The sequence below is a fragment of the Palleronia caenipelagi genome, from assembly GCF_007004065.1.
GTDB classification, from domain to species: Bacteria; Pseudomonadota; Alphaproteobacteria; order Rhodobacterales; family Rhodobacteraceae; genus Palleronia; species Palleronia caenipelagi.
Window position 1 is genome coordinate 1 of sequence record NZ_VFSV01000033.1, and the last position, 17,038, is coordinate 17,038.

Genomic DNA, 17,038 nt, shown 5'->3' on the forward strand with positions numbered 1-17,038 from the left:
CCTGATCCTGCATTCGGACCGCGGCATGCAATATGCCAGCGGAGACGACCGCAAGATCATCCACCGCGCCAAGCTGGCTCAATCCATGAGCCGCAAGGGTCAGTGCCTCGGGTTCAAGCTGGTCCGCGCCAGCGGATCGAACGATCCGGGGGGATCGTTTGAAGGCGCAGAACGCCCCGATGGAGAGCTTCTTTTCTTCGCTGAAGAAGGAGCTGGTCCATCGCCATCGGTTCGGAATCCGGGAACAGGCCAGGGCCGCGATCTTCGAGTACATCGAGGTCTTCTAAGGGCCGCCAGCGCCGCCATTCAGCCATCGGCTACCAGACACCGGTTCAGGCGTTCACAGAAATGAGTTCGAAAATGGCCGCGTAGGATCAACAATCAGACTGCCCGGAAACAGAGACGAAGATCATGTTCCAGGCCGCTCTGGTAACCAGTCACCACAATCCAATCCTGAAAACATGCGCACAACGCCTTCAAACTGCGGGGAAGCCACACAAAGTCATTGTCACGGCCGTCGCGCGAAAGCTTGTCACAATCGCAAACGCGCTGTGCAAATCTCGCCAGAAGGGGCTTCTCAGCCAGATCGAGAAATACAGTTGCTAGCTGATAAGCTTAGATCTTTATCCCTGCGTGTACAATGTCGTCCCCAAACAACAGTTGTTACCAGTTATTCGACTTCGACCGCGCCGGAGTGGCTTACCCAAACTGTTGTGGCGTCTCTGACGCGGTCGGTTTAGCAGAGGCGATCAATCGCTGATGGCACCGTCTTCGTCGCGGCGTTGGTGCATTTTTGCGCGGACCCGTGCGCCGATGATCAGCGGCAGAACGAACCCGATCAGGGCGACGGCCCAGAGCCCGATGGAGAGCGGACTGTCGATCAGCGTGCCCCAGTTTCCGTTGTCGATGGTGACCGCACGGCGCAGATTGTTCTCCATGGCGTTGCCGAGGAGCGTGCCGAGTATTACCGGCACCAGGGGCACGTCGAGCTTGCGCAGAACCCAGCCCATCACGCCGAACCCGATCATCACGAGGAGGTCAAAGCTCGACCCTGAGATGCCGTAAATGCCGACGAAGCTGACCATGGCGACGATGGGCATGAGGATGCGCGACGGGATCAGCAGCACGCGGGTAAAGAGGCCAACCATCGGGATATTCATCGCCAGCAACATGAAATTCGCGATGAACAGCGCGGCGATCAGGCCCCAGACCACGTCCGGGTTGTTGGTGAAGAGGAGCGGACCGGGGGTGATGTTCAGTGAAAGGAGCACGGCCAGCAGCACTGCTGTGGTGCCCGAGCCTGGGACGCCTAGGGCCAGCATCGGCACCAGTGCCCCGCCCGCGGCGGCGTTATTGCCGGCCTCGGGAGCGGCCACACCACGCGGGTCTCCGGTGCCGAAGGTGCCGTCCTTGTCCACCAGCCGCTTTTCCATCGAATAGCTGATGAAAGATCCCAACGAGGCGCCTGCGCCCGGCAGAACCCCTGCGATGAAGCCGAGGAAGGAGGTGCGGAGCATGGTGGGCGTGCAGGTCTTTAGCATCGACAAAGGAGGGTAGAGGCGACCGATTTTCATCTTGTGGCCCGCGGCGTCGGAGCCGCCATGGCGGTTTTCAAGGAAGATGAAAACTTCGGAGAGGGCGAACAGCCCCACGATGGCCACGAGGAAGTCGAGCCCGTCATAGAGGTGAACTTCGCCGAAGGTGAAGCGCGGCACGCCGGTCTGGGTGTCGACGCCGATGGTCGCCAGTCCCAGACCCAGGGCGGCGGCAAAGGCGGATTTCGCCTGGTTGGTTGAGGAGACCCCGCCCAGCGTCATGAAAGCCAGTGCAAAAAGGGCGAAATATTCGGCGGGACCGAAGAGCAGCGCGATCTTGACCAGCTGGGGGGCGAGCAGGATCAAACCCCATGTGGCGAGGAACGCACCGACAAAGGACGCGACACCAGAGAGCGACAGTGCTTCGCCTGCGAGGCCCTTCTGGGCCATGGGGTACCCATCGAGGCAGGTCATCATCGCGGGCTCATCGCCCGGGATGTTCAACAGGATCGAACTGATCCGCCCGCCATACATTGCCCCGTAGTAGACCGAGGTCAGCAGGATCAGGGACGGCGTTGCACCCAGACCGAGAGTGAAGGCCAGAGGAATTAGGATCGCGACCCCGTTCGATGGGCCGAGGCCGGGAAGCGCCCCCATGATTGTGCCGAGAAAGCAACCGAGCAGGGCGAGGCCCAGATTTTGCCAGGTCAGGGCGATGGCGAAGCCGTCACCGAGGCTTGCGAGAATATCCATGGATCAGAACCCCCAGGGGCCACGGGCCAGCGACAGCCCGAGCAGCAGGTGAAAAACGGAATAGATGCCGACCGAGGTCCCGATCCCGGTCAGGAGCGCCTCAACCGGTTTCGACCCGAGTCGCCACGCCAGATAGGCAGCGGCAAAAACGGTGGCGAGAACGAAGCCCGCGATTGGCAGCATCTCGGCATAGAGGATCATGACCACAACGGCACCGAAGATCTCGGCCAGCCGGCCCAGCGCGGGCCAGTGGGGCTCAGGGTCCGGGCGCAGCGCGATCACGGCGCTGGAGATGCCGAGCAGGGCGGCGATGATCAGGGGGAAGGCCTTGGGCCCGACGGCGTCCGACAGAAAACTCTCTTCGATGGTCAGGGCCGCGAGGGCGTACCCGATGGCCAGCAGAACTCCGACGATCCCGAATACGCGATCGCTCATGGCGGGCTCCTTTTTTCGGATGGCAGCTATGGTCCGGGCGCCGCAGCTTTGGCGGCACCCGGTCTGACGCTGGGGTCAGAGCGTTACTTGATGATGCCGATCTCGCGGGAGATCGTCTGGATCTGTGCGACCGAGTTCGAGACGAATTCCTCGAACGCCGCGCCCTGCAGGTCCAGCGGCGCCAGACCATTGGCCGACATCACCTCTTTCCAGGCGTCCGAGGCGTAGAGATCGGCGATCTTGGACACCCACATATCATAGGCCTCGTCGCTCATACCGCCCGGAGCGTAGAAGCCGCGCCAGTTTGCACCGATGGCATCAATGCCCTGCTCCTTGGCGGTCGGCATCTCGGCGAATTCGCCGTCCAGACGCTCGGGCGCGAGCACCGCGATCACCTTGATGTCGCCGGAGTCGACGAAGCCTTTGGCCTCAGAGATGTCACCGGTGAAGGCCTGCACAGACCCGGCCAGAAGCTGGGTCACCGCTTCGCCGCCACCGTCAAACGCAATGTATTTCACGCTGCGTACGTCTTCGATGCCGTAGGCATTGGCGGCGATCAGAACCTTCAGGTGATCCCAGCCGCCCACAGCAGAGCCACCGGCCACGGAGATGCTGGTGGGGTCGGCTTTGATCTGGTCCAGAAGCGCAGGCAGCGTGTCCATATCGCTGTCGGCCGCCACGGCGATCACACCGTAATCAGCCCCGATCGAGGCTAGCCAGCGCACCTGATCCATCGTGTTGCCCGGATAAGCGCCCTGCGCCAGACGCGTGGCCGTGGCCGACGACGCCGCAACGATCAGATTGTCGTCGTCACCCCGCTTGTTCACGACTTCGGCAAAGGCGACACCACCGCCGCCCCCGGCGAGGTTCACCACCTGCATGGTCTGATCGATCAGGCCCTGATCCTGCATCGACTTACCCACCTGACGGCAGGTGAAATCCCAGCCGCCGCCGGGATTGGCCGGGGCGATGCACTCGGGGTTTTCCTGGGCATAAGCCGCCAGAGTCGACAGCGAGAGCAAAGCGGCGGCGATGGCACCGCGGGTTGCAGAAATGGTCATTGAATCCTCCTTGGATCTGCCCGGCGCACTCCCCAGCCCGGGCGTCGGTCCCCGCGAGGGGCGGGCGTTGCGCCTCTTTCCTGCGGGTTGAGGATGTGTAACCAATGAAGCTGTCACAAACCTGTCAGGTTTTGACGAAACTGCGGAGGGCCCGTGTGCGCATACTGATGGTCGAAGACGCTGCCGATTTGGCGGAAGGAGTGATGGTCCATCTGGCACGGTCGGGTCTGACCTGCGATCTGGCGGGGAGCGTCGAGGAGGCGCGCGATTGCCGCGCGGTGCAGAGCTATGACGCGGTGATCCTCGACATCAACCTGCCCGACGGCTCCGGCCTGACGCTCCTGCGCGAGATGCGGGCCGGGGGCGACCGGACGCCAGTTCTGATGCTGACCGCGCTGGCCTCGGTGGATGACCGGGTGGAGGCGCTCGATCAGGGGGCGGATGATTATCTGGGCAAGCCCTTTGATCAGCGTGAGCTCGAGGCCCGGCTGCGGGCGCTGGTCCGGCGCGACGCCGCGCGCAAGGAAGAGACGATCACTCTGGGATCGCTGACCTATCTGCCAAAGGACCGCAGCGCGTCGCTCGGCCCCCGCCCGCTGAAGCTTACGAGGCGCGAGGCGGCCTTGCTCGACGCGCTGATCCGTCACGAAGGACAATACCTGTCCAAATCGCGGCTCTATGACACGCTCTACGGGTTTGATGATGCGGATGTGGGGGAGAACGCCATCGAGCTCTACATCGCGCGGCTGCGCAAGAAATTTGCGGGCAGCGACGTGACGATCAGCACCCAGCGCGGCGTTGGCTACCGGATTGGCCGCGATGGCTGAGCCACGCGCCCTTGCCACGCGCGTGCTGCTGGCGGTTCTGACGATTCTGCTGCTTGGCAGCGTGCTGGTGGCGGGATCGACCTGGTGGAACGGGCGTCTGGCGGCGCGGCAAGCCTATGACCGCATCCTGCTCGGCGCGGCGAACGACATCGCCGAGTCGATCCGCGTACAGGATGGGGCGCCTCTCGTGGCGCTGCCGGTCTCGGCCTTCGAGCTGCTGGCACAGGCTCCCGAAGATCGGGTCTATTACGCGGTTCACGGCCCGGGAGGGGAGCTGATCACCGGGCTGGATCCCCAGTCGCAGATCGTTCCGCCCGAGCAGGGGCATGCGGTGTTCTTCGACGCGGCGCTGGACGGGGAGGCGGCCCGGTTTGTAACGGTCCAGAGGCGTTTTGCCGAAAGGGATTTCTCCGGCAGCGTCGAGGTCATCGTGGGGCAGACCCTCCGCGCGCGCACCGGCATGGCCCAGTCCCTCACACTGGATGCGCTGCGGCCCATGGCGCTGGCTGGCGCGGCGCTCTTGCTCATTGCGTGGGCGGTGGTGCGGCGGGCGTTACGGCCTCTTGAGGCGATCACCGAGAACCTCGCCCGACGCGATCCCTATGACCTGACCGCCATCCCGGCCGAGGACCTGCCGCGCGAGTTGCAGGTTATGCTGAGCGCCATGAACCGCTTTATGGGCCGGCTCGATGGGCAAGTCGATGCGATGCGCACGCTGATCTCCGACACCGCCCACCAGCTTCGGACCCCCGTCGCCGCGATCCGCATTCAGGCCGAAACAGCCGTAGTGGAAACGGAACCACCCCTCCGGGAGCGGGCTCTGGACCGGCTCCTGCGACGCACCCGGTCGCTTGGGACGCTGCTCGACCAGCTCCTGAGCCGCGCACTGGTTGTCCACCGGACCGACAGCGCCCCCCGGGTCGAGGTCGATCTGCGTGAGGTGGCGCTGGAGATTGTTGAACGGGACGACCACGCACTGCTGGCACCCGGCGTCGAGCTCAAACTGGAGATCGGTGAACACCCGGTGCTCGTGCAGGCTGATGCGTTTTCGCTGGGTGAGGCGGCGCGGAACTTATTGGTTAATGCGCTAAAGCATGGGCAGGCGCCGGTCTCCGTTGGTGCCGAGAGGCGAGGACCTGAAGCAATCCTCTGGGTGCGTGACAGCGGCCCCGGCCCAAGCGATGCCGTAAGGGCCCGGATGGGCGTGCGTTTTAACCGGTCTGCTGGCTCGGGCGAGAGCGGGTCAGGGATCGGCTTATCCATCGTCAGCGCTGTCGCCACGGCTTTTGGTGGCCGGATGGACCTGTCTCAGGATGCCGGTGGGTTCCGGATCGCGCTGGTTCTGCCCGTGACGGAGGCGAGGTCATGACCCGGCTGGTTCAGGTTTTCGCTCTGCTCCTGTGGGTCGCCGCGCCAGGGTCGGCTCAGGAGGCTGTTGCCCGGTTTGGCAACGGGGCGACGCCCTTCCTGATCCGCTCCACCACGGATATCGAGATCATCCGCCCGGTGATAGAGCGCTTTGCCGGTCAGCGCGCGGATCTGACGATTAACTATGAACAATGGGGCTCCAACGCTCTGTTTGCCCGCAGCCGGTCCGATTGCCGGGGACAGGGGACACCGGCCGACGCAATTCTGTCTTCGGCAGTGCAACAGATGGTCTGGCTGGTGAACGCGGCCTGCGCGGCGTCATATCGCTCTGCAGCCACGCTGGCCTTGCCCCAGACGCGGCGCTGGCGGGACGAACTCTGGGGCATCACCACTGAACCCGCCGTCATCGCGTATAACAAGGCTGCCTTTGCCGGACGTGAAGTGCCACGCAGCCGATTTGCCTTGCTCGACGTCCTGCGTGCTGACCCCGAGCGTTTCCGCGCCAAGATCGCGACCTATGACATTGCGGCCTCCGGGCTCGGCTATCTCTTCGCCTTCAGCGACAGCCTCGAGGCCACAACCTTCGGAGCCCTGTTGGAAAGCTTTGCCCGCATTGAGGCCGTAGCAACCTGTTGCTCAGCCGAGATCATCGCGGGCGTCGCCGAAGGGCGCTATCTGGTGGCGTATAATGTCCTGGGCTCCTACGTGGCGAGCGCCGGACGGCCCGAGGTCGGAATGGTCCTGCCGGAAGATTACACGCTGGTCCTTTCCCGGGCTTTTATGATCCCGCAGAATGCTGTTCAAGAAGCCACGGCGACAGCATTTCTCGATTTTCTGATCACTGCCGAAGCTCAGGAGCTCCTGCGGCAAATCGGGCTGGTCGCTTCGATGGAGTTTGGCGAAACCAGTCTCACCCCGAGCGCACGCCGTACGATCGCGCTATCGCCCTCCCTGCTCGTCGCCCTTGACGGGAATCGCCGTGCTCAACTCTATGACGCATGGCAAGACGCCCTTGGATTTGACACCGGCCGATGATGGCAGCCGAGTAAGTCATAGTCAGAAATGGTTCGGCTCCTCTGAACAGGTTCCGCGTGCTTTCTAAGTGGTTTTGCGCCTCGGTCATGCCGCGACAGCATCAGTCATCGTCTGGTTGAAGGACGCCTATCAATGGGTATCCACATAAGCGATGAATGTTGACGGCGGCTGTTGGAGAAGCCGATGTATCGGTGGATCCCGGCGCGGGCTTCCGATGTGCTGGTGTGGTCCCGCAGGGAGACCTCTTCGCATGTGATTGTCCGTCAGGGGCGCTCGTGTCTCGCTAGGCTCCCTTGCCATCCATGTTGATCATGACACTTCGCCCGGCCAGGACCTCGATGAACCCGGTCGATGTGGACTGGCGGCCTTGATCTATGTTAGAGATCTCGAACGTACCTTGGTGCGGAGGCACCTTTTGCACCTCTCCGATGCAAAAATCCGGCTCCAACGTGATAGACACCCGAGATTCCGGTGCCCGGCGTGGGAAGCCGTCCAGTATGATGGCGAGCGAGAGGAACCCGCGCGCCATGGGGATGACGGTAGCGTACGTCGTCCAGACCTGATTGGTTTGGGTGAGGGGCTGGCCTCAAAGTAGGCAGGGGTAAATTTTGTGCCCTGGCTCTAGCCCGGTCTTCGAGGCCTCCCTGAATTCCCCCTCAAGGAGCGGATCGCGCCACTGCTTGATCTGGGGCGGGGGGACGTCGATGTCCGGGATCGATCCGCGCGTGTACCGGCGCCGCTCGAAGGGTCCGGCTGATACGGAGCTGCGGGCCAGGATGAAGCAGCTCGCCTCAGAGCGGCGGCGGTTCGGCTACCGGCGGCTGCACATCCTGATGAAGCGGGAGGCCTGGGACGTGAACTGGAAGAAGCTCTACCGGCTCTACTCTTGGTAATCCCGCTGGCCTTTGGATCTTACGGGATCGGCGCGCGACTGCTTTCTTCAACTTGGTGAACGTCCCGAACAAAAGTCTCGAACATCTCTGTGCGAGGCATGCATGATATCACTTCTCTCCGGCGTAGCGGAGACCCATCATAATGCACTCTGATCGATACCGTACTGAGCGTTCAGGCTGGTGGCAGCAGCGCCAACAGCGCGGGCGAGGGGGCCAAGTTGTCCGGCGCGAAATTCGGGCAGAACAAGTCCCTGCAGATCCTGTAACACAAATTCGGCTCGTGTTTGATCGACGATGATGCTCCGGATCTGCGGAGGGATCGAGCCGTCGATGATGACGACCTCGAAGTCGATCAGTGACAGACTGGACAAGATCGTCTGGGTCAGAGCGGCGGACGCATCCTGCAACCACGGGCCCGTCAGGTCAGGATGATTACGCCAGAAGTCCGACCTCCCGGGGGAAACGGGGGTTATCCCACCTGCCCGCAGTCGCTTTTCAAGCACAAAAAGCGACGCCTGATCCAGTAGCCTTGATGTGCTACCTCCGGGTCGGGCCACCCGGAGGGGGCCAAGACCGCCAGCGCGTCCTGAGCGGCCCTGAAACACACTGCCGTTCAGGACCAGTCCGCCGCCGATCATCGTGCCAATGAAAAGGTAAAGGATGTCCCGCGTCTTCCCATCCCCGCAGAAGGTCAGCTCGCCCTGACAAGCCGCCGTCGCGTCATTCACCACCGTAACGTCCCATGGAACCAACGCGTTCAAAGAATCTGTCACGTCCAGACTGCGCCACCGATCCATCTCTGTCTGTGGAATGCCGAGTTCGCTGCTCCAGCTCCAGATTTCGGACGGCATTGCGGTTGCGAATCCGTGGATGTTCTCCTTTGAGAGCCCGGTCTCACAAAGGATACGTTCCATGGCCTCCGTGGCGAAACCAAACACGTGATCGGGATCCGGGAAGCGGTGTTCGATGGTCTGGCTGCCAAGGAGCTGGCCAGTGAAATCGACGAGAACGAGGTCCGTGCTCCGTCGGCCGATCTTCAATCCGAAGTAGCGCCGCGCCTCAGGGTTGAGACGGACAGGCACGGTCGGTTGACCGACCTTGCCCCTGACCGGCTCCCCGCGAATGAGGAAACCTTCCTCCTCCAGGGCACGGAAAATTACGGCAATTGCGTTGATAGACAATCCTGTTTCCCGCACCGCCTGAGGCTTCGTCAGACTGCCAAACTGGCGGGCCAAAGACAGGATAAGTCTTTCATTATGTGAGCGAACTGCGACCTGATTGGTGCCTCGATGGCTGCCAGACCGGTCCCTCATGTGACTGCTCATGCGCTTCTCCCGAAGCGATCATCTCCGGTTTTCGACCACCTGGCAATATAAAACTTCATTAGGAAGTATTTATTGACACCTGCCGGAATGCCGCCTTAGGTTGCGCACCACTTGCAGATTCGCGCAGTTGTTCAGGGAGGGCACGCCGAATGGACGATAAACCTATGCGCGATATGTCTTATGCCGAGTCGGCCAGTTCCTTGAGCCCGGCAGCCGCTCCCAAATCCGGTGAGGTACTGTTGCGTTTGACCGGAGCAACCAAGCGCTTTGGCGGGACAGTAGCGATCCGGGATGTGTCCTTTGCCATTCGCGCGGGTGAGGTTCTGGCGCTCCTTGGAGAGAACGGGGCGGGCAAAAGCACCTGCGTCAAGGTCATGGCGGGCGTTTACAGCCCCGACGAGGGCAGCGTCGAGATAGGCGGCGAAACCCGGGTCTGGTCCTCACCCATGGAGGCGCAGGACGCGGGCATCGCGGTGATGCACCAGCATCCTGGGCTTTTCCCCGATCTGAGCGTCGCCGAAAATATCTTCTTTGGGCATTTCCCGACCAAGGGCGGCGGGGTGCTGGACCGTGCCGCGATGAACGCCGGTGCATCGGAACTCTTGTCCACCATCGGGCTCGATATCGCCCCGACCCAGCCCCTGCGGACGCTGAGTGTCTCCGAGCAGCAGCTGGTGGAGGTCGCCCGTGCACTCTCGTCCAAGGCAGACGTCCTGATCATGGACGAACCTACCGCAGCGCTGTCTCACCGGGAGGTCGAAAAGCTCTTTGAGGTGGTTGAGGGGTTGAAGGCGCGCGGCGTGGGGATCGTGTTTGTCGGCCACCGCATGGACGAGATCTTTGCCCTGTCCGACCGGATCGCGGTGCTGCGCGATGGCGAGCTGATCACCGTCGAATCCGCCGAAGCCTTGTCGCGTCAGGAGGCGATCAACCTAATGGCCGGGCGCGAGCTGGTGGCAGAATTCCCCGAGCGCAAGCATCCGCTGGGCCAGACGGTGCTGGAGGTTAACGGCCTCAGCCATGACGGTGAGTATCACGATATTTCGTTTCAGGTGCGCGAGGGCGAGATCCTCGGGATCGGCGGGCTGGTGGGCTCGGGTCGGACCGAGGTGGCCCGGACTTTGTTCGGCATCACCCGCCCGACCGAGGGGGAGATCCTGCTGGACGGGGAGCCTGTGTCGATCCGGTCGTCGGGCGCCGCGATGAAGAAGGGGATCGCCTATGTCTCCGAGGATCGCCTGTCCCAGAGCCTCATCATGGATTTCCCGATCCGTGTGAATGGCTCGTTGACCGTATTGGAGCAGTGTACCACCGGCGGTCTGTTGCAGCCGGAAAAGGAAATCAGCGCGGTGCGCGAGCAGCTTGAGCACCTGAAATTGCGCTATGCCAGCTGGGAGCAGGAGATCTCCGGGCTGTCGGGCGGCAACCAGCAAAAGGTGGTCTTGTCAAAGTGGATCGCCACCAAGCCGCGGATCCTGATCCTTGATGAGCCGACCCAAGGTATCGACGTGGAGAGCAAAGCTGCCGTCCACGCGATGATCTCGGAACTTGCCGCCGAGGGGCTGGCGATCATTCTGATTTCTTCGGAGCTGCCCGAGCTTTTGGGCATGTCCGACAACATCGTCGTTTTAAACGAAGGACGGCAGGCTGCGACCTTCACGCGCGAGGAGGCCAGCGCGACCAAGGTTCTAGAAGCCGCGACCTACAGCGCCGAAGAGTTGGGCACGGCGCCGCAGGCTGTTGAAAAGCCAGCGGAAGCGACCGACCCGCATCCCGTAATGCACGCTCTGATGCATTTGGCCGCGCGGCGGGAAATCGGGCTGGCGGTAGCGATCCTCGCTGTGGTGATCCCGGTGACGCTGGCCAATCCGCGCATGTTGTCGCCGGTGAACCTGAACGCGCTCTTCATGGACGCGGCGATGTTGGGGATCGTGGCGCTGGGGCAGATGCTGGTGATCCTCACCCGCAACATTGATCTCTCGGTGGGCTCGACCATCGGGCTGACCGCCTATGCAGCCGCCGCGCTCATGTCCGCCAACCCGGAGTTGCCGGCGCTGGCAGGGGTGGCGTTTGCCTGCCTGCTGGGCGCCGGAGCAGGGGTCATCAACGGGGTTCTCGTGGCCTATGGGCGCGTGCCGTCCATTGTCGCGACTCTCGGCACCATGTCGATTTTCCGAGGTCTGCACAGCATTTATGCGGATGGAGACCAGATCAGTGCCGATGAGGTCCCCGCCCATTGGCTGGACTTTGCGGGGGGCAGCTTTCTCGGTCTGCCGATGATCGTCACGGTCTCGGTGGTGGTTTTGCTGATCGCCGGGTTCCTCTTGTCCCAGACCCGGTCGGGACGCGAGATGTATGCGGTGGGCTCGAACCCCGGCGGTGCGGACCTGATCGGTATCCCCGCCAGCAGCCGGATCTTTGCGGCCTTTGTGATCGCCGGAGCGCTGGCCGGGCTTATGGGTGCGCTCTGGGCCTCGCGCTATGCGACGGTCGATGCGCGGGTAGCCTTTGGCTACGAACTCACCGTCATCGCGGCCGTCGTCGTCGGCGGGGTCGCCATTCGCGGCGGCTCGGGGACAGTTCTGGGTATCGTGCTGGGCGCGCTGGCGCTTCTCGTGATCCGCAACGGGCTGGTTCTGGTCCGGGTCGATCCGCTCTGGCTGCAGGGCATCTACGGCCTCGTCATCCTCGTCGCCATTACCATCGACGCGAAAATCGCCGAGCGCCGCGAGCGCACCATTTCCCGGAGGGTTCTGTCATGAAGAGACCTAACTGGCTGTCCGGCTGGGATGTGTTCATCTGCGCCGTGGCGCTCGTCACATTGATCTCCGGCCTGACCGCCTTTGAGAATTTTGGCAGCGCGTTCAACATCTCGCAGATGATCGCAGGTGTGTCCGAGCGGGCGCTGATCGTCATGCCGATGATGCTCCTGCTGATCACACGCGACATCGACCTTTCGGTAGCCAGCACGCTGGCCCTGACCAGCGTCGTTATGGGTCTGATGCTGCAAGGGGGGATGCCCCTCTGGCCCGCCATCGCCCTGACCTTGATCGCAGGCGCGCTGCTGGGGGCCTTCAACGGGGCACTGGTCTGCGTCGTCGGGCTGCCGTCGCTGGTGGTCACGCTTGGCACCATGGCCCTGTTCCGGGGCATCGGTTACATGCTGCTGGGCACCGGATCGGTGAACCAGCTCCCCGACGCTCTGTTGAATTTCGGTTTCACCAATGTCGGCGGCCTGCCGCTGCCTTGGACCATCGTGCCGTTTCTGCTTATCCTGCCGGTCTTCGCGGTGGTGCTCCATGGGATGCCGCTCGGGCGCCGGATCTTTGCCATCGGCGGCAACCCGTTGACCGCACTCTATTCAGGCATTGCCGTTGAGAAAATCCGCTTCGGGCTGTTCGTGTTTTCCGGCGTGATCTGCTCGATCGCGGGCATCGTCTACACCGCACGGCTGGCCAATGCCCGTGCCAATAACGCCTTTATGATGGAGCTCGACGTGATCACCATCGCCATGCTCGGCGGCGTGAGCGTCTTTGGCGGCAAGGGCGGAGTCGTAGGCGTCGTGGGAGCGCTGAGCCTCGTGGCACTGATCCGCAATCTTCTGGGGATCAACGGGGTTGGGGGGGACGTGCAGAGTACGCTGATCGGCGTCTTGCTCATCGCCGCGCTGCTTGCCGGGACCTTCATGCCCCGCATCACGGCTGTGCTAGCCCGTCGCAAGCGGGCCGCAGCCTGAACCAACAAGACGACCTTATCTCAACAGGAGGAGAACGAGATGACGAAAACGACTTTGCTTGCATCCGCGTGCACTGCAGTCCTGCTCAGCACCGGTGGCGCATTCGCGCAGGAGTGTCTCGATGGCCCGGCGACGGTTGGTTTCCTACCGAAGCTCGACACAGATCCTTATTTTCAGGTGGCCGGTGAGGGCGCCCAGGAGGCACAGGGCGAAATTGGTGGCGAGGTGATCCAGTCCGCGCCCAGTCAGGCCACCGCTGAGGCGCAGATCGAATTCATCAACAACCTCGTGGCCCAGCAGGTCGACGTGATTGCCATATCCGGCAACGACGCCAACGCCGTCGCACCCGCCCTGAAGCGTGCCGCCGCCAATGGCGTCCGCGTGATTTCCTACGACTCGGACGTGGCTGCCGATGCGCGGACTCTGTTCATCAACCAGGCCAAGGGCGAGAGCCTCGCCTCGATGATGCTTCAATCCATGTCCGAGATGATTGGTGAGGGACAGTTCGCCATCCTCTCCTCGACCCCCACCGCGACGAACCAGAACGCGTGGATCGAGCAGATGAAGAGCGAAATGGCCGAGAACGACGCCTATTCCGGGCTGGAGCTGGTCACTGTGGCCTATGGCGAAGAGAGCGAGCAGATTAACCAGCAGCAGACCCTGGCACTGGCTCAGACCTATCCCGATCTGAAGGGCATTATCGTCCCTGCCGGGATTGGCCTGCCCGCCGCCGCCCGCGCGCTTGAGGAGGCGGATCTGACCGGTCAGATCAAGCTCACGGGTCTCGCCCCCGCCTCGCTCATCAAGAAGTACATCGCCGACGGATCCGCGCAGGACATCTGGTGGAACGTCTCTGACTTGGGCTACCTCGCCTACTACGCCGCACAGGCGCTGGCCCAGTGCGATATTACCGGCGAGCCAGGCGAAACCTTCGAGGCGGGTCGTCTCGGCAGCTACACGATCGGCGATGCGGGCGAAGTGGTGCTCGGACCGGCGAAGATCGTCACCCCCGATAACCTCGATGAGTTCAAATTCTAAGTTCTGAAGACCAACGCTCCGCGCCACTGAACATGGCGCGGAGCCAGCCGAATTTCGCGCCGTACCGGTCACTCGAATTGGAACGGAACGGCATCGAACCCTGAATGGGGTTCTGCGAGGCGACTCTGTCGGGGGCGCTATCTTGCCTCAGGTTGAGTGCATCGGAACTGGACTTCTGTTTTGGGCGGACACTGAGGCATACTCGTGGAGGCTTGGGCATCTGCCAGACCGGCATCGTAAAGTTAACGCCTTCGGATCAGAAAAAACCAAAGTATTGGGTGCTCAGGCCACTGCCAGTCCAGCGATCGCCGGCCATTTTTTCATGGTGGCTGCGCTGAGGTAGCGGAACTCGGCGGATGTCATCTCGTGGCGCGGGAGGTGGAACAGGTTGGCGATCGGATCGTGAATTGAAGCGAAGCGCTGTAGGTGAGCGGGCGACTTGAAGTCTTTCATGATCCGCTCCCTTCCTCGAATGGGCTGGTGTGAATTTCCAGCGCGATTGTTAATCCTCTTGTGTGCACGGTGCTCTACCCTCGGCGCGAGCTCCTTTTTTTGCCGCCGGATAAGAACCCAGCTTGTTCGTGATCACCGCGCGTGGGGTGCCGTAGTGTTTCAGCTTACGCAGCAGTCGCTTTGCCGCGCTCTTGTTCCGCCGGCTTTAGACGAGCACATCGAGAACGAAGCCTTCCCGACCAACGGCTCGCCAAAGCCAGTGTTTTCGTCCCCGTATCTTAACCGCGACTTCGTCCAGATGCCACTCGTACTCCATATGTCGGGCGGATTTCGTCCGGATCTTTCTGGCGTACCGACGATCAAGTTTTTTGGCCAAGTCCGGATGAGTTGATGCGAGTCTGTGATGCGCCGAGCCGCCCGAAGATGCTTCAACCCTCCGCAGGCTGAGGGGGGGAGCGGAATTACAGCAAGACGGCATAGGCGTTGATTTCAGGTGGAAAGCGGTGGCTGCGATAGTTACTCGGATAGGTTGTTATGGCATAACTTATATCAACCTTATAGCCGCATTAAATTTACGGTGCCCTTGGACGAAGGGCATACTGCTCCAATCCGTGCTCATGAGCGTCTGGCTGAACTCGGCGCGATGTCATCGCGCGTCCCGGAACGGGACCCGCGGCGGCGCTGGTTGGTCTGATCCGTAAAGGTGAGCAGTCCCGATTCTCATCTCCATGAAGCGGTGCCGATTCGGCATAATGACACTAAAGACCAATATAAAGACTGTTGTGTCAAAAAATTCTATCGCGGGGCGCCGCGAGTGAGCGTTCATTGTCCCGGGCCTCTCGATAACCTGTTGATAAGACTATTAAAATTACCTATATCGAACAAACTTCGCTATCAAATGAAACTATCGTTGCCAGAACGAAAACATATGATACAAATGAGTAAGAGAAGAGCAATAGTATCAAACGTAGCGCAGAGGGTCTCTGCCGTCGCTTAAAGAGAGCGAAACCCGCCTTGGCGGGGTCGGCGATGGTCTGCCGTCCAGCGCTACGACAACCCCTGTTCCCCTCAGGGACCCCGGACGAGATTGGGAGGATGGAATGCGCGTCTTGGAGAGTATCGAACCCCGCGAAGTCATGTACTTCTTCGAGGAGCTCAGCGGCCGGCATCGCTGCTCGCAGCACGAAAAGGATGCCACCGATTTTATTGCGGCTTTTGCGGACGAGCGCGGGCTCGAATATCATCGGGACGCGCTCGACAACATCATCGTCAAGAAGCCCGGTACAGCCGGATACGAGGCCGCGCCGACAGTTATTCTTCATGGCCACATCGACATGGTCTGCAAACTGGACGAGGGCGTCACTCATGATTTCGCCACCCAAGGCGTCCGGCTGAAAGTCGATGGCGACCGGATTCGGGCCGAGGGGACCACGCTCGGCGCGGATAATGGCCTTGGCATCTCCTATATGCTGGCGCTGCTCGACTCCGAGGACATCCCGCATCCTCCGCTGGAATGTGTGATGACCGTCATGGAGGAGATGGGCAAGGTTGGCGGCGACAATATCGATCTGACCAAGCTGACCGGCAAGCGGATGATTGATTTCAACTGGATCGAGGAAAAGCAACTCCTCGCCGGGTGCTCCGGTGACGTGACCTGCCGCCTCGACATCGATACCCAGTGGCAAGCCGCCAGCGCAGATCGCGTCGGACTGAGCGTCGACATCCGCGGTCTGCTCGGTGGCCATTGTGAATTTGACATTCATCTGGAGCGGGGAAATTCCATCGCTCTTCTGGGCCGACTCCTGCGCGCGGCCATGAAAGCGGGTGATGTGGAAATTGCCCGCGTTTCCGGCGGCGTGCAAAACAACGTGATCCCGGCGGAAAGCGAAGCTCTGCTCTGGGTGCGTGCGGATCAGGTCGAAGCCATCGAGGCAGCGGTTGCTGCGCTGGCCGAGGATATCCGCCATGAGTTCCGCCTGTCGGATCCTGACATGCGGATCACCACTGCGCGCACAGATCAAAGTGTCGAGCGGGTGTTCTCCCCCGCCGCCGCTGCCCGGCTGGTGCAGGTGATTGCACTGCTTCCGAACGGGATCACCAACCAGAACCTCGAAGTCGAGGGAAACTGGGAAACCTCCAACAATATCGGGCTGATGGTCACGGCTGGCGATACAGTTGAGATCACTTGCACGATCACCAGCGCCGTGACCTCGCGCAAGCATGCGCTGCTCGATCAGCTCATGCTTCTGGCTGATCTGGCCGGTGATGGTGTGCGGGCCAAACAGATCGGCCTCGATGCCCCCGAGTTTCCGTGGAATCCGGACTCGCGGATGCTGGAGATCGCCAAGGGCTGCTACGAGCGGACCATGGGGACGAAACCGGATGTTCTGGTCTCGGTGTGCAGCCTTGAGCTCGGCATGTTCACCCAGCGCATCGACGGGCTGGATACAATCGGCATCGGCACCAACCTGTTCGATCTGCATTCCCCGAAAGAGAGCATGGATCACACCTCGGCGGCCCGCGTCTGGCCTCTGATCAAGGATGTGATGCGCCATCTCGACCGCTGACGTCTCTGAAAC

The 17,038-nt window shown here is 61.8% G+C and carries 12 protein-coding genes and 2 pseudogenes; 9 read left to right on the forward strand and 5 right to left on the reverse strand.

Features of this window, described 5'->3' with window-relative positions; translation table 11 throughout:
• Positions 1–179 precede the first annotated feature (179 nt).
• Entirely contained in the window at positions 180–287 is a 108-nt protein-coding gene (locus tag FEV53_RS22135; protein WP_425465493.1) for an IS3 family transposase, read from the forward strand.
• 462 nt (positions 288–749) lie between these two features.
• Here the strand turns inward: FEV53_RS22135 and FEV53_RS14880 are convergent, their stop codons facing one another.
• The 3 genes from FEV53_RS14880 to FEV53_RS14890 all read right to left on the reverse strand — a co-directional run bounded on the left by FEV53_RS14880 (position 750) and on the right by FEV53_RS14890 (position 3,784).
• Positions 750–2,288: a tripartite tricarboxylate transporter permease gene (locus FEV53_RS14880; protein ID WP_142835600.1), complete on the reverse strand. Its 1,539-nt coding sequence runs from the start codon at positions 2,286–2,288 to the stop codon at positions 750–752.
• Positions 2,289–2,291: 3 nt separating this feature from the next.
• The gene (locus FEV53_RS14885; protein ID WP_142835601.1) at positions 2,292–2,723 is read right to left on the reverse strand and encodes a tripartite tricarboxylate transporter TctB family protein; all 432 of its coding nucleotides are present in this window, start codon (positions 2,721–2,723) and stop codon (positions 2,292–2,294) included.
• Between the two features lie 83 nt (positions 2,724–2,806).
• Positions 2,807–3,784, reverse strand: a complete 978-nt coding sequence (locus tag FEV53_RS14890) for a Bug family tripartite tricarboxylate transporter substrate binding protein (RefSeq protein ID WP_142835602.1) — start codon at positions 3,782–3,784, stop codon at positions 2,807–2,809.
• A gap of 155 nt (positions 3,785–3,939) precedes the next feature.
• Here FEV53_RS14890 and FEV53_RS14895 point away from each other — a divergent pair, with 155 nt between their 5' ends.
• From FEV53_RS14895 to FEV53_RS14910, 4 genes and pseudogenes are all read left to right on the forward strand, one after another.
• Positions 3,940–4,611 (forward strand): response regulator transcription factor, encoded by a 672-nt coding sequence (locus FEV53_RS14895; protein WP_142835603.1) that lies wholly within the window; start codon positions 3,940–3,942, stop codon positions 4,609–4,611.
• Positions 4,604–5,980, forward strand: a complete 1,377-nt coding sequence (locus FEV53_RS14900) for a sensor histidine kinase (RefSeq protein ID WP_142835604.1) — start codon at positions 4,604–4,606, stop codon at positions 5,978–5,980. The genes FEV53_RS14895 and FEV53_RS14900 overlap by 8 nt, the downstream gene beginning before the upstream one ends.
• A complete protein-coding gene (locus tag FEV53_RS14905; RefSeq protein ID WP_142835605.1) occupies positions 5,977–7,014 on the forward strand; it encodes an ABC transporter substrate-binding protein in 1,038 nt (345 codons plus the stop codon). Before FEV53_RS14900 ends, FEV53_RS14905 begins: the two co-directional genes overlap by 4 nt.
• Before the next feature lie 701 nt (positions 7,015–7,715).
• Positions 7,716–7,898: pseudogene (locus FEV53_RS14910) on the forward strand (IS3 family transposase); the annotation flags it as partial.
• Positions 7,899–8,044: 146 nt separating this feature from the next.
• Here FEV53_RS14910 and FEV53_RS14915 read toward each other — a convergent pair.
• Positions 8,045–9,232, reverse strand: coding sequence for an ROK family protein (locus FEV53_RS14915; RefSeq protein WP_142835606.1), 1,188 nt, complete (start codon positions 9,230–9,232; stop codon positions 8,045–8,047).
• A gap of 149 nt (positions 9,233–9,381) precedes the next feature.
• On the opposite strand from FEV53_RS14915, the gene FEV53_RS14920 reads away from it, so the two are divergent.
• Genes FEV53_RS14920 through FEV53_RS14930 form a run of 3 tightly spaced genes read left to right on the forward strand, consistent with a single transcriptional unit; the run spans position 9,382 to position 14,006 of the window.
• Positions 9,382–11,994: an ATP-binding cassette domain-containing protein gene (locus FEV53_RS14920; RefSeq protein ID WP_221931629.1), complete on the forward strand. Its 2,613-nt coding sequence runs from the start codon at positions 9,382–9,384 to the stop codon at positions 11,992–11,994.
• Positions 11,991–12,968: an ABC transporter permease gene (locus FEV53_RS14925; RefSeq protein WP_142835607.1), complete on the forward strand. Its 978-nt coding sequence runs from the start codon at positions 11,991–11,993 to the stop codon at positions 12,966–12,968. The genes FEV53_RS14920 and FEV53_RS14925 overlap by 4 nt, the downstream gene beginning before the upstream one ends.
• Positions 12,969–13,007: 39 nt before the next feature.
• Positions 13,008–14,006, forward strand: coding sequence for a rhamnose ABC transporter substrate-binding protein (locus FEV53_RS14930; protein ID WP_142835608.1), 999 nt, complete (start codon positions 13,008–13,010; stop codon positions 14,004–14,006).
• A gap of 282 nt (positions 14,007–14,288) precedes the next feature.
• Here FEV53_RS14930 and FEV53_RS22140 read toward each other — a convergent pair.
• Positions 14,289–14,937 (reverse strand): annotated as a pseudogene (locus FEV53_RS22140) (IS6 family transposase).
• A 622-nt stretch (positions 14,938–15,559) separates the two neighbouring features.
• Here FEV53_RS22140 and pepD point away from each other — a divergent pair.
• Complete coding sequence (gene pepD, locus FEV53_RS14940; RefSeq protein WP_142835609.1) at positions 15,560–17,026, forward strand: beta-Ala-His dipeptidase; 1,467 nt, start codon at positions 15,560–15,562, stop codon at positions 17,024–17,026.
• The last annotated feature ends 12 nt before the right edge of the window (positions 17,027–17,038 follow it).